This window comes from Paractinoplanes durhamensis (assembly GCF_016862175.1).
Taxonomy (GTDB): Bacteria; Actinomycetota; Actinomycetes; order Mycobacteriales; family Micromonosporaceae; genus Actinoplanes; species Actinoplanes durhamensis.
In genome coordinates, this window is record NZ_BOML01000019.1 from 40,165 (window position 1) to 62,108 (window position 21,944).

General features: G+C 71.6%; 19 protein-coding genes. 11 read left to right on the top strand and 8 right to left on the bottom strand.

The genetic code is table 11. The annotated features are described in order from the left end of the window. Positions 1 to 3: 3 nt before the first annotated feature. Positions 4 to 1,455, bottom strand: a complete 1,452-nt coding sequence (locus Adu01nite_RS09915; RefSeq protein ID WP_203726281.1) for an MFS transporter — start codon at positions 1,453 to 1,455, stop codon at positions 4 to 6. Positions 1,456 to 1,547: 92 nt separating this feature from the next. Between Adu01nite_RS09915 and Adu01nite_RS09920 the strand changes: the two genes are divergently transcribed. Next, positions 1,548 to 2,198 carry a TetR/AcrR family transcriptional regulator gene (locus Adu01nite_RS09920; RefSeq protein WP_239132273.1) on the top strand — a complete coding sequence of 217 codons (651 nt, stop codon included), beginning with the start codon at positions 1,548 to 1,550 and terminating at the stop codon, positions 2,196 to 2,198. A 5-nt stretch (positions 2,199 to 2,203) separates the two neighbouring features. Here Adu01nite_RS09920 and Adu01nite_RS09925 read toward each other — a convergent pair whose 3' ends face one another. Further along, positions 2,204 to 3,067 (bottom strand): dioxygenase family protein, encoded by an 864-nt coding sequence (locus Adu01nite_RS09925; RefSeq protein WP_203726282.1) that lies wholly within the window; start codon positions 3,065 to 3,067, stop codon positions 2,204 to 2,206. Between the two features lie 211 nt (positions 3,068 to 3,278). Between Adu01nite_RS09925 and cysD the strand changes: the two genes are divergently transcribed. Together cysD and Adu01nite_RS09935 are read left to right on the top strand one after the other, a co-directional pair. Then, positions 3,279 to 4,190 (top strand): sulfate adenylyltransferase subunit CysD, encoded by a 912-nt coding sequence (gene cysD / locus Adu01nite_RS09930; RefSeq protein WP_203726283.1) that lies wholly within the window; start codon positions 3,279 to 3,281, stop codon positions 4,188 to 4,190. Between the two features lie 95 nt (positions 4,191 to 4,285). Continuing rightward, complete coding sequence (locus Adu01nite_RS09935) at positions 4,286 to 4,843, top strand: class I SAM-dependent methyltransferase (protein ID WP_203726284.1); 558 nt, start codon at positions 4,286 to 4,288, stop codon at positions 4,841 to 4,843. Here the strand turns inward: Adu01nite_RS09935 and Adu01nite_RS09940 are convergent. Continuing rightward, a complete protein-coding gene (locus Adu01nite_RS09940) occupies positions 4,840 to 5,325 on the bottom strand; it encodes a MarR family winged helix-turn-helix transcriptional regulator (protein WP_203726285.1) in 486 nt (161 codons plus the stop codon). The genes Adu01nite_RS09935 and Adu01nite_RS09940 overlap by 4 nt on opposite strands. A 55-nt stretch (positions 5,326 to 5,380) precedes the next feature. On the opposite strand from Adu01nite_RS09940, the gene Adu01nite_RS09945 reads away from it, so the two are divergent. Both Adu01nite_RS09945 and Adu01nite_RS09950 read left to right on the top strand, forming a co-directional pair. After that, positions 5,381 to 7,456, top strand: a complete 2,076-nt coding sequence (locus tag Adu01nite_RS09945) for an MMPL family transporter (protein WP_203726286.1) — start codon at positions 5,381 to 5,383, stop codon at positions 7,454 to 7,456. Positions 7,457 to 7,545: 89 nt separating this feature from the next. Next, on the top strand, positions 7,546 to 8,517 hold the full coding sequence (locus tag Adu01nite_RS09950) for an alpha/beta hydrolase (RefSeq protein WP_203726287.1): 972 nt from the start codon (positions 7,546 to 7,548) through the stop codon (positions 8,515 to 8,517). A 19-nt stretch (positions 8,518 to 8,536) separates the two neighbouring features. Here Adu01nite_RS09950 and Adu01nite_RS09955 read toward each other — a convergent pair whose 3' ends face one another. Further along, complete coding sequence (locus Adu01nite_RS09955; protein ID WP_203726288.1) at positions 8,537 to 9,163, bottom strand: isochorismatase family protein; 627 nt, start codon at positions 9,161 to 9,163, stop codon at positions 8,537 to 8,539. A 2-nt stretch (positions 9,164 to 9,165) separates the two neighbouring features. Then, positions 9,166 to 10,359: a CaiB/BaiF CoA transferase family protein gene (locus Adu01nite_RS09960; protein ID WP_203726289.1), complete on the bottom strand. Its 1,194-nt coding sequence runs from the start codon at positions 10,357 to 10,359 to the stop codon at positions 9,166 to 9,168. 58 nt (positions 10,360 to 10,417) lie between these two features. On the opposite strand from Adu01nite_RS09960, the gene Adu01nite_RS09965 reads away from it, so the two are divergent. From Adu01nite_RS09965 to Adu01nite_RS09975, 3 genes are read left to right on the top strand one after another with little or no spacing between them, the layout of a single operon-like run. Then, positions 10,418 to 11,320 carry a hydroxymethylglutaryl-CoA lyase gene (locus Adu01nite_RS09965; protein ID WP_203726290.1) on the top strand — a complete coding sequence of 301 codons (903 nt, stop codon included), beginning with the start codon at positions 10,418 to 10,420 and terminating at the stop codon, positions 11,318 to 11,320. Between the two features lie 45 nt (positions 11,321 to 11,365). Beyond that, positions 11,366 to 12,868 (top strand): class I adenylate-forming enzyme family protein, encoded by a 1,503-nt coding sequence (locus Adu01nite_RS09970; RefSeq protein ID WP_203726291.1) that lies wholly within the window; start codon positions 11,366 to 11,368, stop codon positions 12,866 to 12,868. Next, on the top strand, positions 12,865 to 13,728 hold the full coding sequence (locus Adu01nite_RS09975) for a DUF4437 domain-containing protein (RefSeq protein WP_203726292.1): 864 nt from the start codon (positions 12,865 to 12,867) through the stop codon (positions 13,726 to 13,728). The genes Adu01nite_RS09970 and Adu01nite_RS09975 overlap by 4 nt, the downstream gene beginning before the upstream one ends. Before the next feature lie 52 nt (positions 13,729 to 13,780). Here the strand turns inward: Adu01nite_RS09975 and Adu01nite_RS09980 are convergent, their stop codons facing one another. From Adu01nite_RS09980 to Adu01nite_RS09990, 3 genes are all read right to left on the bottom strand, one after another. Continuing rightward, positions 13,781 to 15,112 (bottom strand): hypothetical protein, encoded by a 1,332-nt coding sequence (locus Adu01nite_RS09980; protein WP_203726293.1) that lies wholly within the window; start codon positions 15,110 to 15,112, stop codon positions 13,781 to 13,783. Between the two features lie 33 nt (positions 15,113 to 15,145). Beyond that, positions 15,146 to 16,969, bottom strand: a complete 1,824-nt coding sequence (locus tag Adu01nite_RS09985) for a S8 family peptidase (protein WP_203726294.1) — start codon at positions 16,967 to 16,969, stop codon at positions 15,146 to 15,148. 87 nt (positions 16,970 to 17,056) lie between these two features. Further along, positions 17,057 to 18,505, bottom strand: a complete 1,449-nt coding sequence (locus tag Adu01nite_RS09990) for a dihydroorotase (protein WP_203726295.1) — start codon at positions 18,503 to 18,505, stop codon at positions 17,057 to 17,059. 73 nt (positions 18,506 to 18,578) lie between these two features. Between Adu01nite_RS09990 and Adu01nite_RS09995 the strand changes: the two genes are divergently transcribed. From Adu01nite_RS09995 to Adu01nite_RS10005, 3 genes are read left to right on the top strand one after another with little or no spacing between them, the layout of a single operon-like run. Beyond that, on the top strand, positions 18,579 to 19,763 hold the full coding sequence (locus tag Adu01nite_RS09995; RefSeq protein WP_203726296.1) for a CaiB/BaiF CoA transferase family protein: 1,185 nt from the start codon (positions 18,579 to 18,581) through the stop codon (positions 19,761 to 19,763). Next, positions 19,764 to 20,531 carry a cyclase family protein gene (locus Adu01nite_RS10000; RefSeq protein WP_203726297.1) on the top strand — a complete coding sequence of 256 codons (768 nt, stop codon included), beginning with the start codon at positions 19,764 to 19,766 and terminating at the stop codon, positions 20,529 to 20,531. It abuts the gene before it with no gap. Beyond that, positions 20,528 to 21,892, top strand: coding sequence for an MmgE/PrpD family protein (locus tag Adu01nite_RS10005; protein ID WP_203726298.1), 1,365 nt, complete (start codon positions 20,528 to 20,530; stop codon positions 21,890 to 21,892). The genes Adu01nite_RS10000 and Adu01nite_RS10005 overlap by 4 nt, the downstream gene beginning before the upstream one ends. Positions 21,893 to 21,944 lie beyond the last annotated feature (52 nt).

Sequence of the window (21,944 nt, forward strand, 5' to 3'; positions counted from 1 at the left end):
CGTTCAGTCCTCCGGGAGTGCGGCGTCGGCGGTCGCCGAGTGGGTGGGGATGATCGCGGCGAGCAGGGCGGCCAGGATCGCGGCGCCCGCGCACAGGGCGAACAGCAGCTGGTAGGCGCCCAGCGACGGCAGCGCGTGCCCGCCGAGGTCCATCGTCTTGGCGGCCAGGATAGCGCCGCCGAGGGCGCTGGCGAGCGAGCTGCCGACGCTGCGGAACAGGGCGTTCAGGCCGTTCGCGGCGGCCAGCTCGGAGCGCGGGGCGGCGTGCATGATCAGGCCGGGCATGGCGGCGTACGCGATGCCGGTGCCGGCGCCCGCGATGGTGGCGCCGAGGATGACCTGCCACAGGCTGCCGGTGAGCCAGATCCGGGACAGGAAGCCGACCGCGATGATCAGCGAGCCGATCATCAGCGCGATGCGCGGCTTGAGCCGGGCGGATACCGGGGAGAGGAGAAGCATGATGATGCCGCCGGGCAGCATGCACAGGCCGCCGACCAGGATGGATTTGCCGAAGCCGTACCCGGTGGCGGCCGGCGCCTGCACGTAGGTGGCGGTGCCGATCAGGGTGGCGAAGAGGGCGAAGCCGACGAACAGCGACGCGATGTTGGTCAGCAGCAGGGCCGGCCGGGCGGTGGTGCGCACGTCCACCAGCGGCGACGTGATCCGCAGCTCGAACACCACGAAGACGACCAGCAGCACCACGGCGGCGGCGAACAGGGTGAGGGTCAGCGGGTCGGTCCAGCCCCACGAGTCGCCCTGAGCCAGCGGCAGGAGCAGGCTGAGGATGCCGCCGCCGAGCAGCGCGGTGCCGATCAGGTCCATCCGGCCCTTGGCCGAGCGGGCCGGTTCCGGCACCAGCAGCACGATGCCGGGGATGGCGAGGATGCCGCCGGCCACGCAGATCCAGAACAGCACGTGGTAGTCGGCGTACTCGGCGATGACGCCGGCCAGCGGCAGGCCGAGCGCGCCGCCGACGCCGAGCATGGCGCTGATCACGGCGATGCCGGAGCCCGCGTGCTTCCGGGGCAGGGTGACGCCGATCAGGCTGATGCTCAGCGGGACGGTGGCCACCGACAGGCCGACCACCGAGCGGCCGACGATCATCCAGGTGAGGCTGTCCGAGAGCGCGCAGATCAGCGAGCCCGCGACCAGCGCGCCGAGTGCGACGAGCACCATCTTGCGGGTGCCGTAGAGGTCACCGAGCCGGCCGAAGGCGGGCACCGCGACCGCGCCGACCAGCAGCGTCGAGGTGAGCAGCCAGGCGATGCCGTCGCTGCCGGTGTTGAGGTCGACGGCGAGCTCGCCCATGACCGGGACCAGCAGCGACTGGGTCAGTGAGACCATGAGCGCGCCGACGCCGATGACGAGCAGGATGACCACCTGGCGGCTGGTCCACTGCTTGCCGCCGTCGGTGGTTTTCCCGGGCGGCGCGTCCTCTGCGACGGCTTGCGACATGTCGGCTCCTAGGCGGCAGGCTTCGTGGCAGAATGTGCCACGAGGCAGAGACTGCCACGGAAAAGTTGCCGATTGGGAAACGAAGCCGCCGCTTGAGACCGGCGTCACAAGAGGAGGGCGGGCACATCTCCGGGCTGAGAGACCTCAAGCGCGAGCGCAACCGGGTGCTGACCGCCGAGACCGCCTGGCGGCTGTTCATCGAGCGCGGCTACGACAACGTCACCGTCGCCGACATCTGCGCCGCCGCCGAGATCGCGCCGCGCACCTTCCACCGCTATTTCGCCGGCAAGGACGACGTGATCGCCGAGCCGGTGCGCTACATGGGCAGGGTGGTCGCCGAGCACGTCGACGCGGCGAACCCCGAGCTGTCCGACGTGGCGGTGCTCCGCGGCGCCATGCACGAGCTGGGCGTCTTCGTCGTCGCGCACACCCAGTGGCTCAGCGCGCTGCGCACGGTCATCCGGCAGTCGAGCCACCTGAGCGCCATCCACCTGGGCGTGCAGCCCGAGCAGGAGCAGGACCTTTCCGCGGCGCTGGCGGCACGGCACGCCGGGAGCGGCGAGCCCGGCTGGCGACAACGACTCCTCATTGCGTACGCCGTGGCAGCGTTCCGCATCTGGTACGACGACTATCTGCTCGGCGCGTTGACCGACCCGCTCGCCCGGCTGGACGAGATGGTGGCGACCATCGGGGCGACCGGGGCGTCCCGCCCGGACCTGGGAGGGTCTTCCGGGCGGGACTGATCCGGTCAGGCGGACAGGCGCTGCCCACCACTCAATGCGGTGCTGCTCGGGTTGACCGTGATGGTCAGGTTCGCGACGTAGCCGGCCGCGACACTGCCGGTCAGCGTGGCCATCTCCCGCGCGGCCAGGTCGTCACCGAACACCATGTCGCTGGACAGGCTGGTCCGGCGCATGTTGGCGGTGCTGCCGGTGTAGCCGTAGCTGCTGGCGTAGACCAGCTTCGACTCGGCCTCCGGGAGCGCGATCTGCGAGGTCTTACGGATCGGCCCGGCGCCGCTGGTCGCGTCGGACAGCGACGAGTAGACCTCGAAGTGGATGTGCGGCCACCGGCCGGTGTAGGCGGCGGGGTAGATGGTGGTGAAGGTGACCTTGCCGGTGGCGTCGGCCACCTGGATCCCGCGCAGGTAGTTCTGGGTGGTCGCGCCGGACGAGTAGAGCGAGTAGCGGCCGAGCTTGTCGCAGTGCCAGGCGTAGACCGCCGCCCCGGCCAGCGGAGCGCAGGCCAGGTTGTTGATGGTGAGCGAGAACTGCAGCAGGACGCCGGTCGCGACGGTGGTGGAGGTGCCGAACGACGAGCGGATGTCGCTGCGCACGATGCCGTTGAGCACGCGTACGTCGGGCCCGTTGGAGCCGTCGGCGGGGAACGGGCCGGCGGTCTCCGACTCGACCTCGGCGAGGCAGGCCGCCGCCGCGGCCTCGGCCTGGCCGCTCGAGCCGAGCAGCGCGCCGGCGCCCACGGCGAGCGCCCCCGCGCCGCCGAGGACGCCGAGCATCCGCCGCCGTGACATGGTGCCGAGGTCGAATGCCAGGCCCTTGTCGTGGACCTCGCGCACGTACGCGTCGTTGTCCTGCTCCGGTACTTGAGGCATGAACCTTTCCTCCTGCTCTCCGTGCTGCCGGACGGCCACCCGGGTGACCGCCCCTGGGGGACGAGGGAGAGCAGAACATTGAAGTCTATGAATGACCTGTGGTTGATCAGTCTGACCTCATATCGGATCGGTCATCACCTCCCGATGATTGTTCAAATCGTCAACAATCAATACGCTTAACGAACCGTAGGAAATGATGCCGGGAGGTTCGATGACCCAGCCCCACCTGTACCGCGTCTCGCATCTGGACGCTCTGGAGGCCGAGAGCATCTTCGTGTTGCGCGAGGTCATGGCCGAGTTCGAGCGCCCGGTGATGCTGTTCTCCGGCGGCAAGGACTCGATCGTCATGCTGCGGCTGGCGCAGAAGGCATTCGCCCCGGCCCGGGTGCCGTTTCCGGTGATGCATGTGGACACCGGGCACAATTTCCCGGAGGTTCTGGAATATCGCGACGCGCGCGTGACCGAACTGGGATTGAGCCTGGTTGTGGCGAGTGTGCAGGAGGCGATCGACGCCGGTCTGGTGCGCGAGTTGCCGGACGGGACGCGTAACCGGATCCAGACGCCGGTGCTGCTGGCGGCGGTGGAGAAGTACCGGTTCGACGCGCTGTTCGGCGGGGCGCGGCGGGATGAGGAGAAGGCGCGGGCGAAGGAGCGGATGTTCTCGTTCCGCGACGAGTTCGGTCAGTGGGATCCGAAGAACCAGCGCCCGGAGCTCTGGGGGCTCTACAACGGTAAGCATCACCCGGGTGAGTCGATCCGGGTGTTCCCGTTGTCGAACTGGACCGAGCTCGACGTGTGGCACTACATCGCGCGGGAGGACATCCCGCTGCCGAGCATCTACTACGCGCACGACCGCGAGGTCGTCGAGCGGGACGGGATGTTCTACGCCGTCAACGAGTTCATCCGGGTGCGCGACGGCGAGACGTCGTCGGTGCGCCGGGTCCGCTACCGCACGGTCGGCGACGCCTCGCAGACCGCGGCCGTCCTGTCCGATGCGGACACCGTGGAGAAGGTGATCGACGAGGTGGCCGCGACCCGGGTGACCGAGCGGGGAGCGACCCGCGGTGACGACCGGGTGTCCGAGGCGGCCATGGAGGACCGCAAGCGCGAGGGCTATTTCTAGGCGATCGACGGGACGGACAGCGGGGCATGCGGGCACCTATCATCGGCCGGCACCGATGCTCATCCCGCTCAGCGACTGAGCACCGTGGAGGCGGCGTGGAGAAGGTCGACTACGACGTACGGCTGCATGCCGTCTACGACGCCGGGCGGCGGATGTCGGCTGAGGCGACGCGGACGTGGATGGCGGCGTTCGCCCGGCACCTTCCGTCGCCCCGGCCGCTGACCTGGCTCGACCTGGGGTCGGGCTCCGGTCGGATGACGCCTTCGCTCGCAACGGCCTTCGGCGGGCCGGCCTTCGGGGTCGAACCGTCCGCTCGGATGCGTACCCAAGCAATTGCCCGCGCCGGACATCCTGCCGTGACCTATGTGGCCGGATCGGCCGAAGGCATTCCGTTGCCGGCGGCGTCGTGCGACGCCGCCCTGTTGTTCTTCGTCTGGCATCACGTGGCCGACCGCGCGGCCGCGGCCCGGGAGTTGCGGCGGGTCGTGAAGCCGGGCGGCAAGCTGTTCGTGCAGGTCAACTTCGCCGACCTGATGCCGGACGTCTGGTGGTTCCGAGCCGTGCCGGAGTGGCGAGAGGTCGACGCGGCGCTGCCCACTCTCGGTGACGGGCCGCAGAATGAGACGAGCACCCTGCTGGTCTTCGAAGCTTAGGGTTTGCGGCCGGCCTCGGTCACCGCGCCGGACATGCGGCGGACGATCTCGGCGGTACGGGCCAGCTCCTCGTCGGTGAACTCCGCGGCCGCCTCGTGCATGAGGACGCCCAGCGGGACGAAGAATGCCGAGGCGACCTTCATCGCGGTGTCGTTCATCTGCACCGTGACCCGGCGGCGGTCGTTCGGGTCGCGGTAGCGACGCACGTGGCCGACATTCTCCAGGCGGTCGACCAGGGCGGTGGCCGCCGCGGGGCTGAGCCGTAGCCGCTGGGCCAGCTCACCGACCGTGACCGGGTCGCCGGTCGAGGTGCCCTGGCTGATCCACATGATCGCGTTCATGTCGCTGCGGCCCATGTTGTGCGCGCGGGCGAAACCGTCGACGAAGACGTCGCTCTCGACGGTGAAGTTGCGCAGCGCGTCGATCAGGTCACCCATCACGGCGTGGCGTTGCGGTTCAGGTTGCGTGGGCACGGCCGTCATCCTATCGTTTCCATGACCGAAAAGTTCAGTCATCGAAATGTTGAGGATCTTTCCCATGCCCAAGCGTACGGTCGCCTGGCTCACCACCCGCCTCGGGGTCCTCACCGTCCTGTTCCTCACCGTCGTGCTCTCCGGCCTGGTTTTCGCGTTCTCGCCGGAGCAGCCGGCCAAGGGTCCGGCCGACGGTCTGCCCTCCGGTGCCCAGTCCACCCGGGTCACCGAGCTGGCCGGCCGCTTCGAGAGCGGTCGATCGCAGAGCGCCGTCGTCGTCCTCGAGCGAACGGACGGTGCGCTCACCGACGCCGATCTGACCGCGACCACCGGGCGGCTCGGCGGTCTCGGCACCGTCGGCAAGGCGGTCACCTCGGCGGACAAGCAGGCCGCCCTCATCGTCGTGCAGCTGGCCGACGGGCTCGACTCCGACGCGCAGCACGCCGTGGTCGATCGGATGCGGGCCGAGCTGCACGGCACCGCCCTGCCCGCCGGCCTGACCGTGCAGGTCACCGGTGGTGCCGCGATCGGCCGGGACATCTCGGCCGCGTTCGAGGGCGCCGACGTGACGCTGCTGATCGCCACCGCCGCGGTGGTGGCCGTGCTGCTGCTGATCACCTACCGCAGCCCGATCCTGTGGATCGTCCCGCTCACCGTGATCGGCCTCGCCGACCAGGTCGTCGCGAAGCTGCTGCCATGGGTCGCCCGGATCGTGGGGGAGCGCACCGACGCCTCGGTCTCCGGCATCGTCTCGGTGCTGGTCTTCGGGGCCGGCACCGACTACGCACTGTTGCTGATCTCCCGTTACCGGGAGGAGTTGCGCCGCACCGAGTCCCGGCGCGAGGCGATGACCAGGGCGTGGCGGGCCGCCGCCCCGGCGATCACGGCCAGCGCCGGCACCGTCGTCCTTGCTCTGCTCACCCTGCTCGCCGCGGTGCTCACCTCGAACCGGACGCTGGGTGTCTCGGCCGCCGTCGGCGTGCTCGTCGCGCTGCTGTTCGGGCTGTTCGTGCTGCCGGCCGCGGTGGTGGCGCTGCCGCGCGGCGTGTTCTGGCCGAAGGTGCCGGCGGTCGGCAGCGCCGACCCGACCGAGACCGGCTGGTGGTCGCGGGTGGCGCACGGCGTGGGCAAGCGGCCCGGTGCCGTCCTCGCGGTCGCCCTCGGCGTGCTGGTGATCTTCTCGGCCGGCCTGCTCAAGATGGATGTCGGGCTGTCGCAGACCGAGCAGTTCCGCACCAAGGTCGAGTCGATCGTCGCGCAGGAGGCCCTGGCCCGGCACTTCCCGGCCGGCGCCGCCCAGCCCGCGCAGGTGATCGTCGAAACTCCGCAGGCCGACCAGGCGCTCGGCACGCTGCGGGCGGTCGACGGCGTCGCCGCGGTGCTGCCCGGCGAGAAGTCGGTCGACGGCGCGCTGACCCAGTTCGCGGTGCAGCTCACCGACGATTCCGGGACGCCGGCCGCCGATCGCACGGTCAAGCGGCTCCGCGACGCCCTGCCGGCCGCGGAGGTCGGTGGTGCTCCCGCCGCCGATCTGGACAAGCGTGCGGCGAACCTGCGCGATGACCGGGTGGTGGTGCCGCTGATCCTGGCAGTGGTGCTGCTCGTCCTGCTCGCGCTGCTGCGCTCCCTCGCGGCGCCGCTCCTGCTGCTGGTCACCGTGGTGATCAGCTATGCGGCCAGCCTGGGCGCGGCGACCATGCTGCTCACCTACGGCTTCGACATGCCGGCGCTGGATACGAGCGTGCCGCTGCTGAGTTTCCTGTTCCTGGTGGCGCTCGGCGTCGACTACAACATCTTCCTGGTCACCCGGGCCCGGGACGAGGCGATCGAGCGGGGCGGCACCCGGGCCGGGATGCTGCGCGGGCTGGCCGCCACCGGTGGCGTGATCACCTCGGCCGGCATCCTGCTCGCCGCGGTGTTCGCCGTCCTCGGCGTGCTGCCGGTCATCGTGCTCACCCAGATCGGGGTGGTGGTCGGGGTCGGCGTGCTCGTCGACACCCTGTTGGTGCGGACCGTGGTGGTGCCGGCGCTGGCGCTGCTGATGGGGGAGCGGTTCTGGTGGCCGGCCCGTCCGGTGCGCGGCGGATCGGGCCCCACGCCCACCACGCCGGCCCCGAAGGAATCAGTAAACATCGATTAATGGGAACGGCGCCTTGACACGAGGCCATCGATCCTCCTGAATGGAAACACCGTTTCGGAGAGTGTTACAGATGACCTTTGGAGGGTCTCGTGTCACTGCGCCGTATCCTTTCCACCCTGCTCCTGTCCTCCGTCGCGCTGGTCGCCACCCCCACGGCCGGCAACGCGGCAGCCACCTGGACCAAGGCCAGCACCACGGTGAGCATCGCCTGCTCCTCGTCGTCGACGCTGAGCCAGGCCGCGAACTGGTATTTCCCGTCGACCGCGACCCCGAAGGCGCTCGTCTACCTGCAGCACGGCTTCTCCCGGTCGAACGCCAACATGGAGGCGCTGGCCGGTAAGTACGCGGACGCCGGCTTCCTGGTCTTCGTGCCGACCCTGCCGTCGTCGACGGCCTCGAACAACTGCGCGGTCAACAACACCGGCGACAACACGACGTTCCTCAACAACGTGGCCGCGCTGATCGGCGAGGCGACCGTCGCGACGAGCAGCCTCGCCAGGAGCTACACCACCGCCGCCGGTCTGGCCGGGCGCACCGGGCAGGCGATGCCGGCCACATACGTCATCGCCGGGCACTCGGCCGGTGGCGACGCGGTCAGCTACATCGCGAACCGGCTGCGGACGACCTGGCCGGCCGCGTTCGCGAACCTGAAGCTCGTGCAGCTGCTCGACCCGGTCCTCTCGCCGAAGGGCACCAACATGGCGACCGGCCTGGCCGGGCTGGCCACCACCAGCACGCCGATCTACGCGATCTCGTCCCCGCCCTACACCGCCAACGACCAGGCGAGCGGGACGACCGAGCTGCTCAAGGACGTCGACCGGCCGTTCCTGGGGGTGCGGCTGACCACCGGCTCGCACTGTGACGCCGAGGGTTCCAGCACCAACTTCCTGTGCACGCTGCTCGGCGGCTCGTCGAAGGCGGCCAACGTGACCGCGCTGCAGACCTTCGCGGTGAACTGGGCGACCGACGCGGTGGCCGGCAGCACGACCGCCACCTACTACCCGGGCGGCACCTATTACCAGGGCCTGCTGACGGCCGGCACCATCACGACGCTCAGCTGATGGCAACGCGTGCCTCCCTTCACCCTTGAAGGGAGGCACGGGCCTCGTCGAGGCCGATCACGTCGGCGTATTTGGCGTTCAGGTCGAACAGGTTGTGCTCGTGCGGGCCGCCCTCGCGGTCGGCGCAGGCCTCGCGCACCACGATCGGGCGGAAGCCGTGCTGCAGTGCGTCCAGCGCCGAGGCCCGCACGCAACCGCTCGTCGAATAGCCGCCGATGACCAGGGTGTCGATGCGGTGCGAGGCGAGCCAGGCGGCGAGCGAGGTGCCGGCGAACGCGCTCGCGTAGTGCTTCACCACGACCAGCTCGCCGGGCGCGGGGGCGAGCGGCGCGGTGAAGTCGCCGAGCGGGTTGCCGGCCGCGAAGACCTTGAGGGCCGGCACCTTGGCGGCGAACAGCGGCGCCTCGGAGCACGACTCGTCGGCGTAGCGCACGCTGGTCCAGACCACCGGGACGCCGTGCTCCCGCGCGGTTGCCGCCAGCTCGTGCATGGCTGCCGCCGCTGCCGCGCCGGACTTCAAATACAACGGCGAACCCTCTGCGGTGTACGCCGAGGCGGGGTCGACCAGGAGCACCGCCGGGCGCCAACCCCAGCCGAGTCGCCGCGCGAACCCGGCCGTCGCATAGTCGCGATCCAGATCGGACACTCTCAGATCACCCCCCGATCGTGGAGGGCCTTCTGTTCCGCGGTGGACAGGCCGAGCAGCTCGCCGTACACCTCGTCGTTGCTCGCACCGAGCGCCGGGCCCGCCCATTTCACCGCGCCCGGCGTCGCCGACAGGCGGGGTGCGACGTTCTGCATCGGCAGCGGGCCGAGCTCCGGGTGGTCGACCGTGACGACCGCCTCGCGGGCCCGCACGTGCGGGTCGGCCAGGATGTCCTCGGCGGTGTAGATGCCGCCGGCCGGCACCCCGGCCGCGTGCAGCAGCTCGAGCAGCTCGGCCGCGGGCAGCGTGACCGTCCAGGCGGCGACGATCTCGTCGAGCTCGGTCTGGTGCTCGCCGCGGGAACCGTGAGTGGCGTAGCGCGGGTCGTCGGCGAGCGACGGGCGGCCCATCGCCTCGGCGAGGCGGCGGAACACCGTGTCCTGGTTGGCGGCGATCAGCACGTCGGCGCCGTCGGCGGTCGGGTAGCCGTTGCTGGGCGCCACGTTGGGCAGGATCGCCCCGGTGCGCTCGCGGCGATAACCGGCGACCGCCCACTCCGGGATCAGCGACTCCATCATCGCCATCACCGCTTCGTAGATGGCCGAGTCGACGACCTGGCCGTGGCCGGTGCGCTCGCGGGCGTGCAGGGCGGCGAGCGTGCCATACGCCGCATACGTCGCGGCGAGCGAGTCGCCGATCGAGATGCCGCTGCGGGACGGCTGCCGGTCGGGCTCGCCGGTCACGTAGCGCAGGCCGCCCATCGCCTCGCCGATCGAGCCGAACCCGGCCCGCGGTGAGTAGGGCCCGGTCTGCCCGTAGCCGGTGACCCGGACCAGGACGAGCCGCGGGTTGATCTCGGACAGCGCTTCGTAGGACAGGCCCCACTTCTCCAGGGTGCCGGGCCGGAAGTTTTCCAGCAGCACGTCGGACTTCGCCACCAGGCGGCGGACCAGATCCTGGCCCTCGGCGGTGCGCAGGTTGCAGGTGACCGACTTCTTGTTGCGCGCGACGACCGGCCACCACAACGATTGGCCGTGCGGTTTCTCCCGCCCCCACTGCCGCATCGGGTCGCCCTTGCCCGGGTCCTCCAGCTTGATCACCTCGGCGCCGAAGTCGCCGAGGAGCTGCCCGCAGAACGGGCCGGCGAGAAGGGTGCCGGTTTCGATGACCCGGATGTCACTCAGAGCTGCCGTCACCCGGTTACCCTAGCGAAGGGAAACGGTGTTTCGCCAGTCGGAACGAGAGGGTGTGTGGATGGAAATCGTAGAGGTCGGGCCGCGTGACGGTCTACAGAACGAGAAGCGGGTCCTGCCCACCGGGACGAAGGTGGAATACGTGACCCGGGCCCTGTTCGCCGGCCTGCGCCGGATCGAGGTGGCCGCGTTCGCCCGGCCGGACCGGGTGCCGCAGATGGCCGACGCCGAGGAGGTGCTGCGCCGGGTGCCGCGGGTCGACGGGGTGCGTTACATCGCCCTGGTCCTCAACGGGCGCGGCCTCGACCGCGTCCTGGCCCTCGATCCGGCGGCCCGGCCGCATGAGATCAACTACGTGGTGGTGGCGAGCGACGAGTTCGCCCGGCGCAACCAGGGCATGGACACGATGACCTCGCTGGACGGCTTCCGGGCCGTCGCCGAGAAGGCCCGGGAGGCCGGGCTCGGCGTGACGCTCACCGTGGCGGCCGCCTTCGGCTGCCCGTTCACCGGCGAGGTCAAGCCCGATCGGGTCCGCGGCATCGTGGCGGCGGCCGGGCCGCTCGGCGAGCTGTGCCTGGCCGACACGATCGGGGTGGGCGTCCCCGTGCAGGTCGAGGAGCTTGCCGCCGGCGTCCGCGAGGCCGCCCCCGGCGTGCCGCTGCGGGCGCATTTCCACAACACCCGCAACACCGGGTATGCGAACGCGATCACCGCCGCCCGATTGGGTTTCGGGGCGCTCGACGCCAGCCTCGGCGGGATCGGCGGCTGCCCGTTCGCGCCGGCCGCCACCGGCAACATCGCCACCGAGGATCTGGCCTACCTGCTCAACCGTTCGGGCCTGGCCACCGGGGTCGCGGTGCAGCAGGCTGCGGAGACGGGCACGTGGATCGGAGCGGAGTTGGGCTTGACTTCGGTGCCTGCTCAGCTCGGCCGGGCGGGCGATTATCCCGGCAATCTCTCCTGACGGGCAGGCCTTGCGCCGGAATGGAAACGGTGTTTCCATTCTCGCATGTTGCGGTCCGGTGGAGCTGATCTGACGATCGCGGGTGGCATCCGGGAGTTCGGCCGGGCCACCCCGGGCATCGTCGCGGTGCGCGACGGCGACCGCTCGCTGACCTTCGCCGCCCTTGACGAGCGCTCGTCCCGCCTGGCCTCCGCGCTGCTCCAGCAAGGGCTGGCCACCGGTGACCGGGTCGCGCTGCTCTGCGGCAACCGCCTCGAATATCCGGAGATCGCGGCCGGTGTCGCCAAGGCCGGCCTGGTCCTGGTCCCGGTCAACCCGCGGCTGACCGCGCCCGAGGTCGACTTCATCCTGCGGCACTCGGGTGCCTGTGTGCTGATCACCGACGACGCCCTCGCCGGATCGGTGCCGCACTTCCCGGGTCCGGTGATCTGCATCGGCGGCAGTTCGCTGGGCCCGTCCTACGAAACGTGGCTCGCCACCGCGCCGGCCACCGATCCCTGGGTCGCGGTCGACGAGCGTGATCCGTTCTGCATCACCTACACGGCCGGCACCACCGGCGACCCCAAGGGCGTGCTGATCTCGCACCGGTCGCGCTGCCTGACCTTCTACGCCACCGCCCTCGAGTGGGGTCTCGGCCCGGGCCGGCGCACGATCGCGGTCGCGCCGATGTACCACGGGGCCGGCTTCGCGTTCGCCTACGCGGCCGTCTACTGCGGCGCCACGGTGAGCATGCTGCGCTCGTTCGACCCGCAGGGGTTGCTGGACCTGATCCAGCGGGAGCGGGCCCAGTCGGTCTTCCTCGTCCCGACGCACGCCCAGCTGATCCGGGCCGCCGTCGAGAAAGTGCCGGAGCTGCCCTCGCTCGACACTCTCTACTTCAACGCCGCCGCCCTGCCCAAGGTGCTCAAGGAGTGGGTGTTCGAGGCGTTCCCGGGGGCCGGGGTGCACGAGCTCTACGGCTCGACCGAGGCCGGCGTGGTAACCAACCTGCGCCCGCCGGACGCCCGCCGCAAGGCCGGCACGGTCGGCCACCCGTGGTTCGCCACCCAGGTCCGGATCGTCGGCCCCGGCGGGCAGCCGGTCGCGGCCGGCGAGCCCGGCGAGCTGTTCAGCCGCTCGCCCTATCTGATGAACGGCTACCACGACAACCCGACGGCGACCGCCGCCTGCATCACCGGCGACGGGTTCCTGACCTCCGGCGACATCGTGATCGCCGACGACGAGGGCTTCATCTCCATCGTCGACCGGGTGAAAGACGTGATCATCACGGGCGGGGTCAACGTCTATCCCCGCGACGTCGAGGAGGTCCTGCTCACCCACGGCGCGGTCGCCGAGGCCGCGGTGGTGGGCGAGCCCGACGACCGGTGGGGCGAGCGGGTGGTGGCCTACCTGGTCTGCCGGCAGCCGGTCGAGGCGGCCGTGCTCGACGCCCATCTGCGGGCCCGGCTGGCCGGTTACAAGGTGCCGAAGGAGTTCAAGGTCATCGCGGCGCTGCCCCGCAACGCCGCCGGCAAGGTGTTGAAACGCGAGCTGAGGAGTACGCCGTGAGGGCACACGTGGAACTCATCCACGAGGACGACTACATCTTCCACACCGGCGAGCTGCCGTCCGGCGAGGGCAAGATCCTGGAGCGGCGGCTGTCCACCGACGAGGAGGACGGCTCCTCCTCGCTGTCGCTGCACGCCATCGGTGACTGGGGCCGCAGCGCCGGCATCGCCCATGCCGACACCGAGTTCTACGTGGTCGAGGGCACGATGATCTACGGCGGCCAGGAGCTCGGGCCGGGCGGCTACGTCCAGGTGCCCAGGGGCACGGCGATGGACTGGGTGAGGTTCCGGGAGGGCGCGCGCATCCTGCACTGGCGCGAGTACGGCGATTGCGGCTTCGACCCGTACACGAACGTGGCCGAGGCGTCCGCGAAGGCGGCGCCGGAGTCGGGCGAGGGGGTGAGCGTGATCGACGCGAACCGGATGGAGTGGACCGAGGCGCAGTCGGTCGGGCCGCTCACCCCGCTCTACATCAAGCTGCTGCACCGCGACCCGAAGACCGGCTTCTACACCCGGCTGATCCGGGCCAGGAAGGGCTGGACCGACCACCGCCTGGCCCACCACCCGTGTTACGAGGAGTTCTACACGCTCGGCGGGAAGATGGCCTACAACTTCGGCGACATCGACGAGGGCACCTACTGCTTCCGCCCGGCCGGGGTGAAGCACGGCCACTTCATCGCCGAGACCGACATCGACTGGATCATCCGGTCGGACGGCGAGCTGACGAACTGGTACACGACCGACGAGTGGGTCAAGTGGGGTGGCCACGCCGAGAACTACGAGCACCACCACGCGCCGGTCATCTCGACCCTGCCGGTCCGGTCCCGCTCCCGTGGCGAGTGGTCCGGCGACGGCATGTGATGAGCCCCGGAGGCCGGCGGCGGTCGGTGCCGCCGGCCTCCGGTCTCCATCGTCAGACCATCCGGCTCGCGGCGAGGACGATCCAGGTCACCTCGGGGTGCACGATGTCGCTGTGCGCGCCGCTCGGGTCGCCGCCGCGGCGGACGATCTCGCTGCAGTCGATGTTGAGGACGCGGTTCTTCGCGAAGCGGTAGGTGGTGCCCGGGCCGGCCGGCTTGATGCCGTCCAGCACGGCGTCGGTGTTCTGTGCGCCGTCGGCGCCCATCCCGCCCCAGCGCCACAGCGCGCCGCGCGCCCCGGAGGTGTCGTCCCGGGCGGCCAGCGACGCGAGGGGGTAGAAGCGGCCGACCGCGTTGTCGTGGCTGGAGAAGCAGACGGTCACCGGGCCGTCGACCCGCCGGTGCTGGTCGCCGAGTGCGCCGTTGCGGCCGGCGTCGAACGGCAGCGGCTTGCAGAAGGCGAAGTGCGAGAACGCGCCCTGCAGCAGGGTCACCGACTTCACCTGCGGAGCCCCGATCGCGTATGAGACCAGGCGCGCGCCGAAGCTGTGCCCGATCAGGTGCACGCGCAGGCCGGCCGGCAGCCGGACCAGGAGCTTGCCGAGCCCGTTGCGGCCGACCACGCCGGCCCGGTTCTTCATCTCCCAGTAGGTGGCGCCGCGCAGCGCCTCCTTGGCCCCGTTGAGCAGGCCGCCCAGCCGGTCGCCGAGCCCGGCCTGACCGCCGCCGCCTCCGCCGAGCTGGACGCCGCTGTCGACCAGGGCGCTCCGGTAGCGGCCGAACAGGTCGTCGGCGCTCTCGTCGCTGAGCATCCGCGGACCGCCGGCCGGCTGAGGCGCCTCGCCGTCGTTCTCGGCCGTGCCGGCCAGCCGCGCGAACTCCTTGAGCGCGGCGTGGAAGTCGTCGAGGGCCGGCTGGGTGGCCGTGCCCCGCAGCAGCGCCGCCATCCGTTCGAGCGGGACCTTCGCGGCCGGGAAGAGCTCGAGCAGGTCGGCCAGGGTCTGCTCGTCGAGGGTGGCGTCGGCCACCACCGGTGCCTGGTGGCGCGGGGTGGCCGCCGCGACCCCGCCGCCGCCCGCCGCGGCGGCCGGGGTGAAGTCCGGGATGGGCTCGTCCGACCAGCGCTTGGACGGCCAGTAGACGCCGGCCAGCCCGACCGTCCGGCCGCCCGGGTCGGCGGCCAGCTGCCGGGCGAGCAGGCCGAAGAACGCGTCGTACAGCCGGCGGGCGGTGCCGCGTTCGTTGTTCCAGCCGTGCGTGAAGACGTACAGGTCGGTGAGGTTGCCGGTCTCGGCGAGCAGGGCGTCGGTGGTCCGGGTGTCCGGGTCGCCGTCGGCGTCGAAGACGAGATCCCAGAACGGTAAGCCGGCGATCGAGTCGGTCATGTCGAGCTCCGATCTTTCAGATGGATTGCCCGGTCAGATGGATTGCAGGGCCCGCATCAGGTCGAGCAGGCCGGCGCCCTGGAACTCGGGGCGGCGGCCCAGGTCGGTGGCGGAATCGACGAGGATCCGCTTGACCCGCTCGGGCTCTCCGATGAATTCGCGCCGCACCGACAGCAGGGCCGCGGCGGCCCCGGAGACGTGCGGCGCGGCCATGCTGGTGCCGGTGTCCTCCACGTAGACGGCCCGGTTCCGCGGGGCGGGCCGGCCACCGCCGACCACCGCGTCGAGGTTGACGCCGGCCGCGCACGAGGTGATCCGTTCACCCGGTGCCACCAGGTCGGGTTTGCCGCGGCCGTCCCCGGTCGGGCCCTTGGAGGAGAAGTACGACACCCCGTACAGGTGGGGTGCGCTGCGGTGGGTGGAACCGACGGTGATGGCCAGCTCGGCGTTGCCCGGGTCGTTGACGGTCATCCCGAAGCCGAACTTGCCGGGCGCCTCCATCGCCACGTTGAGGCTGCCGTAGCCGGAGTTGCCGGCCGCCACCACGACCACCACGCCCGAGCGCACCACCCGGTCGATCTCCTGGCACAGCGGGCTGCGGCCGCAGGCGAACCACTCCGGGTCGAACTCGTAGCCGACGCTGAGGTTGACCCCGTGGATCCGCATGCTGTCGACGCTGTCGCCGTTGACCTCGCGGACGTAGGCGAGCGCCTGGATGACCCGGTGCACCCGGTCGTCGATGGTGCCGCCGGGACCGACCGCCTTGAGGCTGACCAGCCGGGCCCGGGGCGCCATCCCGGCCAGCTGGGTGCAGTCGTCGATGGTGCGCGGGACCCGCAGCGGCGAGGTGGGGTTCGCCACGTTGTAGCGGCTCTCGGTGGCGTACACCTCGCGGCCCTTGGCGCCGGTCCGCCACGGTTCGATCGCGCCCGCGATGATCCCGGCGACGTGGGTGCCGTGCCCGGACGTGTCGTCGAAGGCGCCCCGGCGGGTGGGCTTGTCGGCGATCGGGAAGAACCGGTGCAGGCCCTTGACCGAGTCGTGGGTGAGCGTCTCGTAGTGGTCGAAGTGCGGGTGCGGGGCGATGCCGGTGTCGATGACCGCCCAGACGATGCCCTGGCCGTGCGCCTCGAACGCGCGCCGGGCCGCGTCGGCCTTGATGGTCACGCAGGACGTGTCGACGTGCGGGCGCACCGGGAAATCCGGCCACACGTGGTAGATGCTGCGCCGCGGCCAGGCGATCGGCACCGCGTCGGCGGCGACGAGCTGTTTGATCCGGGCCATGGTGAGCTCACCGGCGAGGTAACGCTCGGCGACCCGGATCGGCGCGGGGCCCTGGCCGGCGGTGACGGCCTTCCACAGCGCGGCGAGCCGGTCGAAGGCGTCGGCCACCCCGGTGGCGAACTGAAGGTTGATCTCCACCATCACCGGGACCGGGTCGTTCTCGCCGAGCTTGATCCCGGCGCGCTGCCAGGTGCCCGGATCGCGTAGCGGCGCCGAAATGACCCCGGCCACCACCGCCAGGTCCCGCTTCTCGGCCTTGTAGGGCTCGGCCGGCGGGGGTGTTCGCAGCCGTTCCTCGGCCTGGTCGGCCGCGGCCCGGCCGGCCGCGGTGACCGCGAAGGCGTTCCGGTCGACCAGGCCGGCGGCGCGCAGGGCGGTGATCGCCTCGGTGACCTGCTGCTGCCATTGCGGCACCCGGGCCAGGCCGAGGTAGCCGCGGTCGGTGTGCGTGAAGTGGTCGGCGAAGCGGAGGGCCACCTCGGTGGCGACCCGTTCGCCGGTTCGTTCGATGCCGTCCGCCAGCCGCCTGATGGCGACCAGCACACGGTCCTGCCAGGTCTCCGGAGTGGCCACCCGCCACCTCCCACGTCGAGTGAAGACGCTGGTCAGGATGGCCCTGGTGAACCCTCGATCACAGTCGGTTAACCGACTGCCTTCGCTCTAACGGGCGACGAAACTCCCGCGCGGCGTCCCGGTCACGCTCCCCTGTGCGTACGCGACCTGGCCGCGCAACACCGTGGCGATCGGCCAGCCGCGCACCTTGTGGCCCTCGAACGGGCAGTGATCCTGCCCCGACAGCAGCAGCTCGGCGGTGACCTCCTGCTCCAGGTCGGGGTCGACGACGGTGAGGTCGGCGTCGTAGCCGACCAGCAGGTTGCCCTTGCGCCCGTCGAGGCCGTAGGCGCGGGCCGGGTTGCCGGACACCAGCTCGGCGACGCGCGCGGGGGACAGGCCGCGCTTGTGCATGCCCTCGCTGATCAGGATCGGGTAGAGCAGGGCGGTGCCGCCGAAGCCGGGCAGCGCCGGCCACAGCTCGTCGCCCTTGTTCTCCTCCAGGCAGCAGGCGTGGTCGGAGGCGACCCAGCCGACCGAGCCGTCGAGCACGCCGGCCCAGAGTGCCTCGTTGTCGGCGGCCGAGCGGATCGGCGGGTTGACCTTGCCGCCCAGGCCTTTGCCACTCAGCCCGGCCTGGGCGTCGAGTTCTTCGTGGGTGAGGCAGAGGTGGTGCAGGGTCACCTCGAAGCGCATGTCGGTGCCCGGCATCGCGGCCCGGGCCTCCTTGGCGGCGGCGAGCGCCTCGCCGGAGGAGAGGTGCAGCAGGTTGACCGGGCAACCGGTGGCCCGGGCCAGGGTGGTGGCCTCGCCGATCGCCACCCGCTCGGTCAGCGGCGGACGCGCATCCGAGTAGGCCTTCAGCGTCTGCGGGTCGCCGGCCGCGCGGACCCGGTCGATGAACAGCCGCATCAGCTCGGCCTGCTCGCAGTGCAGGGAGAGCGAGACCCGGCGGTCGGTGGCGGCGTTGGCCGCCGCGACACCCTCCATCAGCTGGTAGAGGTGGCCCAGGTCGTACTCGTCGCTCATCGTGAAGGACTTGGCGTCGCGCGAGTCGGCCGAAAGGTTGAAACCCTTGTAGAACATGTAGTACTTGAAGCTGCTGATCCCTTGACCGTCGACCAGCGCCGGGATCTCCTTTACCTGCGCGGTGTCCATCGGCGCGAGGTGGAAGCCGTAGTCGGTCCACGCCCGGCCGGCCACCGCGGCCAGCACCTCGGGCAGGATCTCGCCGTAGGGGCCGGTCTTGTTCAGGTAGTGCTGGCCGGTGCGGAAGTAGGAGAGGACGGTGGTGGCCCCGCCGACCAGGGACGACCGGGTCTCCTCGGCCGCGTCGACCTCGAGCGGGCGATAGATCCCCAGGTGGTAGTGGGCGTCCACGGCGCCCGGGAAGACCAGCTTGCCGGTCGCGTCGATGACCTCGTCGGCGTCGGCCGCCGGGATGTCGTCGGCGATCGCGGCGACCTTTCCGTCGCGGGTCGCCAGGTCTGCCCGGATCGTGCCCAGGTAGGGCAGCACCAGGGTGCCGCCGCGGACGAGCAGTTCGTATCGGCTCATGCCGGACCTCCCGAGTGTTTCGCACAATGTAACGGGGTTTCCGTCAACGGAACAGGCCGGTTACTGTGTCGCCATGCCCAGTGCTCTCGACGGCGTGCGGGTCATCGACGCCGCCACCCTCTTCGCCGGACCGCTCGCCGCCACCGTGCTCGGTGACTACGGCGCCGAGGTGATCAAGGTCGAGCACCCGGGCAAGGGCGACCCGGCCCGCGGCCACGGCCCGGCCAAGGACGGCGTGCCGCTGTGGTGGACGATGCTGGGCCGCAACAAGCGGACCGTGACGCTCGACCTGAAGAGGGCCGCCCCGGTGTTCCGCCGGCTGCTGGCCTCGGCCGACGTGCTGATCGAAAACTTCCGGCCCGGCACCCTGGAGCGCTGGGGTCTCTCTCCCGAGGTGCTCCATGCGGAGAACCCCGGCCTGGTCATCGCGCGGGTCACCACGTACGGGCAGTTCGGGCCCTACTCGTCCCGGCCGGGCTTCGGCACCCTGGCCGAGGCGATGAGCGGCTTCGCGGCCATCACCGGCGCGCCCGACGGGCCGCCGACCCTGCCGCCGTTCGGGCTGGCCGACGGCATCGCGGCGCTCACCTGCGCGCAGGCCGTGATGACCGCGCTCTACCACCGCGACGTGCACGGCGGCGGCGGGCAGGTGATCGACCTGGCCATCGTCGAGCCGATGCTGACCGTGCTCGGCATGCAGGCGATGGTCTACGACCAGCTCGGCATCGTGCAGCAGCGCACCGGCAACCGGTCGGTCAACAACGCCCCCCGCAACACCTACCGGACCGCCGACGGTCGGTGGGTGGCCGTCTCGACCAGCGCGCAGGCCATCGCCGAGCGGGTGATGCGCCTGGTCGGCCGGCCGTCACTGATCGACGAACCGTGGTTCGCGACCGGGGTGGGCCGGGCCGCGCACGCCGACGAGCTCGACGAGGCGGTCGGCTCCTGGATCGCCGGGCGCGATCTGGCGACCGTCCGCAAGGCGTTCGACGACGCGCAGGCCGCGGTCGCGCCGATCTACGACATCGCCGACGTGTTCACCGACCCGCAGTTCATCGCGCGCGACGCGGTGACCACGGCCGGCGACCCGACGCTCGGGCCGGTGCGCATGCCCGGCCCGCTCTACCGGATGTCGAGCACCCCCGGCCGGATCGACTGGACCGGCCGGGCCCTCGGCGCCGACACCGACGAGGTGCTCGCCGCTCTCGGCTACGACGAGGACGCGCGGGCCGCACTGCGGGCCGAAGGAGCCATCTGAGTGAAAGTTTTCGATCTCGCGCAGCCGATGCGCCGGGGCATGCCGCAGTCGCCGAACCATCCGGCCTACCAGCACGCCCTCGTCCGCCGGCACGGCGACCAGGTGCGCCCGGGCGGCGGCTCGGCGGCCAACGACATCCTGGTCACCGGCGTCCACGTGGGCACGCACGTGGACGCGCTCGCGCACGTGTCGCAGGACGGTCTGCTGCACGGCGGGGTGGTGGCGGCCGACGTGCAGTCCGACGCCGGGTTCGCCCGGCTCGGCATCGACGAGTTCCCGCCGTTCGCCGGCCGGGGTGTGTTCCTCGACGTGGCCGCGGTGCACGGCGTCCCGGTGCTGCCGCCGGGCTACGCGGTGACGGCCGCCGATCTCGACGCGGCCGCCGGCGACCTCGGGATCAACCCCGGCGACGCGGTGCTGGTCGGCACCGGCTGGTCGCGCCTGTTCGCCGACGGCGCGGCCTTCCTCGGCGCGCGGTCCGGGGTGCCCGGCGTGGGCGAGGAGGCAGCGCAATGGCTCGTCGAGAAACGGGTCGCGGTGACCGGCGGGGAGACCATCGCGTACGAGGTGATCCCGCCCGGCGCCGGCCACCGGTCGCTTCCGGTGCACCGGATCCTGCTCGTCGAGGCCGGGATCAACATCGTCGAGACCATGCTGCTCGCCGAGCTGGCCGACGCCGGGGTCAAGGAGTTCCAGTTCGTCCTGGCCCCGCTCAAACTGGTCGGCGCCACCGGCTCGCCGGTCCGGCCGCTGGCGGTCGTGCCATGACCCTCGCGGCGTCCCTCGGCGAGTTCGCGGCCGGGGTCGACCCGCCGCGCGCGGTCCGCGACGACGTGCCCCGGCGCATCCTCGACGTGCTCGGCAACGCGCTCGCGGCGTACGCCGAGCCCGGCGCCGACGCCGCACCGGCCGCCTTCCGGACCATGCGCCGCTGGGGCGGCGTGCCCGAGTCGACCGTGCTCGGCTGGGGCGTGCGGCTGCCCGCGCCGAGCGCCGCCCTGGTCAACGGCGTGCTCGCGCACTCTCTCGACTACGACGACACCCACCTGCCCTCGGTGCTGCATCCGAGCGCCTCGGTGGTCCCGGCCGCCCTGGCCGTGGCCGAGGCCGGTGCGCCCGGCGACGTGGTCGCGGCCATCGCGGCCGGCATCGAGGTGACCAACCGGCTCGGCATGGGCGGCGTCGCCGAGGGGGTCAACCTCTACTTCGAGCGCGGCCAGCACGCCACCTCGATCTGCGGGACGATCGGCGCGGCGGTGGCCTGCGCCCGGCTCTACGGGCTGTCCGCCGACCGGATCGCCGACGCCATCGGGATCGCCGCCTCGATGGGCGCCGGGGTGCTCGAGGCCAACCGCACCGGCGGCTCGATCAAGCGGGCGCACTGCGGCTGGGCCGCGCACGCCGGGGTGGTCGCGGCCACCCTGGCCGCCGAAGGGCTGACCGGGCCGCCGACCGTGCTGGAGGGGCGCTTCGGGTTCTTCGCGGCGCACACCGGCACGCTCGACGCCGCGGCCGTCACCGACGGGCTGGGGGAGCGGTGGGAGCTGCTGCGTACGGTCTACAAGCCATATCCCGCCAACCACTTCACCCACCCCGGGATCGACTGCGCGCTCGCGCTGCGCGCCCGGGGCGTCCGAATATCCGACGTGGACAGCATCGAGCTCGGGGTGGCCGAGCCGGTGCTGCGCACGATCGCCGAGCCGGCGGCGGAGAAGGCGCATCCGCGCAGCGGCTACCACGCGAAGTTCTCCGGGCCGTACACCGTGGCCATCGCGCTGACCGGCGGCGGCGGTCTCGGCGTGGGCCTGGACGACTTCGCCGCGCTCGATCCGGCCCGGCTCGAGCTGGCCGCCAGGGTGCGGGTGGTGGCCGACCCGGCCGCGACCGCGGCGTTCCCGCGGGCGTTCGCCGCCGTCCTGCGGATTCGCCTGCGCAGCGGCGAAACCGTGGAACACCGCGTGGCCGGTTCGCGCGGCGGCCCGGAGAACCCGCTCTCCGCCGACGAGGTGGCCGCGAAGTTCGCCGCCAACGCCGCCCGGGCGCTCCCGGCCGAGGAGGTCGCCGCGCTGTCCAAGGTGGCCTTCCGGCTCGGCGAGGGCGGCACTGTGTCCGACCTGTTTCCGAGCTGACGCGAATCGGCTCCGGTTGTGGAAACGGTGTATCGCAGGGCGAGATGCGGCC

What these genes read in the sequence shown, in the direction of transcription:
- cysD (WP_203726283.1), top strand. Translation starts at nt 3,279, where the DNA reads ATGACCCAGCCCCACCTGTACCGCGTCTCGCATCTGGACGCTCTGGAG.
- Adu01nite_RS09945 (WP_203726286.1), top strand. Translation starts at nt 5,381, where the DNA reads ATGCCCAAGCGTACGGTCGCCTGGCTCACCACCCGCCTCGGGGTCCTC.
- Adu01nite_RS09995 (WP_203726296.1), top strand. Translation starts at nt 18,579, where the DNA reads ATGCCCAGTGCTCTCGACGGCGTGCGGGTCATCGACGCCGCCACCCTC.
- Adu01nite_RS09940 (WP_203726285.1), bottom strand. Translation starts at nt 5,325, where the DNA reads ATGACGGCCGTGCCCACGCAACCTGAACCGCAACGCCACGCCGTGATG.
- Adu01nite_RS09915 (WP_203726281.1), bottom strand. Translation starts at nt 1,455, where the DNA reads ATGTCGCAAGCCGTCGCAGAGGACGCGCCGCCCGGGAAAACCACCGAC.
- Adu01nite_RS09970 (WP_203726291.1), top strand. Translation starts at nt 11,366, where the DNA reads ATGTTGCGGTCCGGTGGAGCTGATCTGACGATCGCGGGTGGCATCCGG.
- Adu01nite_RS09990 (WP_203726295.1), bottom strand. Translation starts at nt 18,505, where the DNA reads ATGAGCCGATACGAACTGCTCGTCCGCGGCGGCACCCTGGTGCTGCCC.
- Adu01nite_RS09965 (WP_203726290.1), top strand. Translation starts at nt 10,418, where the DNA reads ATGGAAATCGTAGAGGTCGGGCCGCGTGACGGTCTACAGAACGAGAAG.
- Adu01nite_RS10005 (WP_203726298.1), top strand. Translation starts at nt 20,528, where the DNA reads ATGACCCTCGCGGCGTCCCTCGGCGAGTTCGCGGCCGGGGTCGACCCG.
- Adu01nite_RS09980 (WP_203726293.1), bottom strand. Translation starts at nt 15,112, where the DNA reads ATGACCGACTCGATCGCCGGCTTACCGTTCTGGGATCTCGTCTTCGAC.
- Adu01nite_RS09925 (WP_203726282.1), bottom strand. Translation starts at nt 3,067, where the DNA reads ATGCCTCAAGTACCGGAGCAGGACAACGACGCGTACGTGCGCGAGGTC.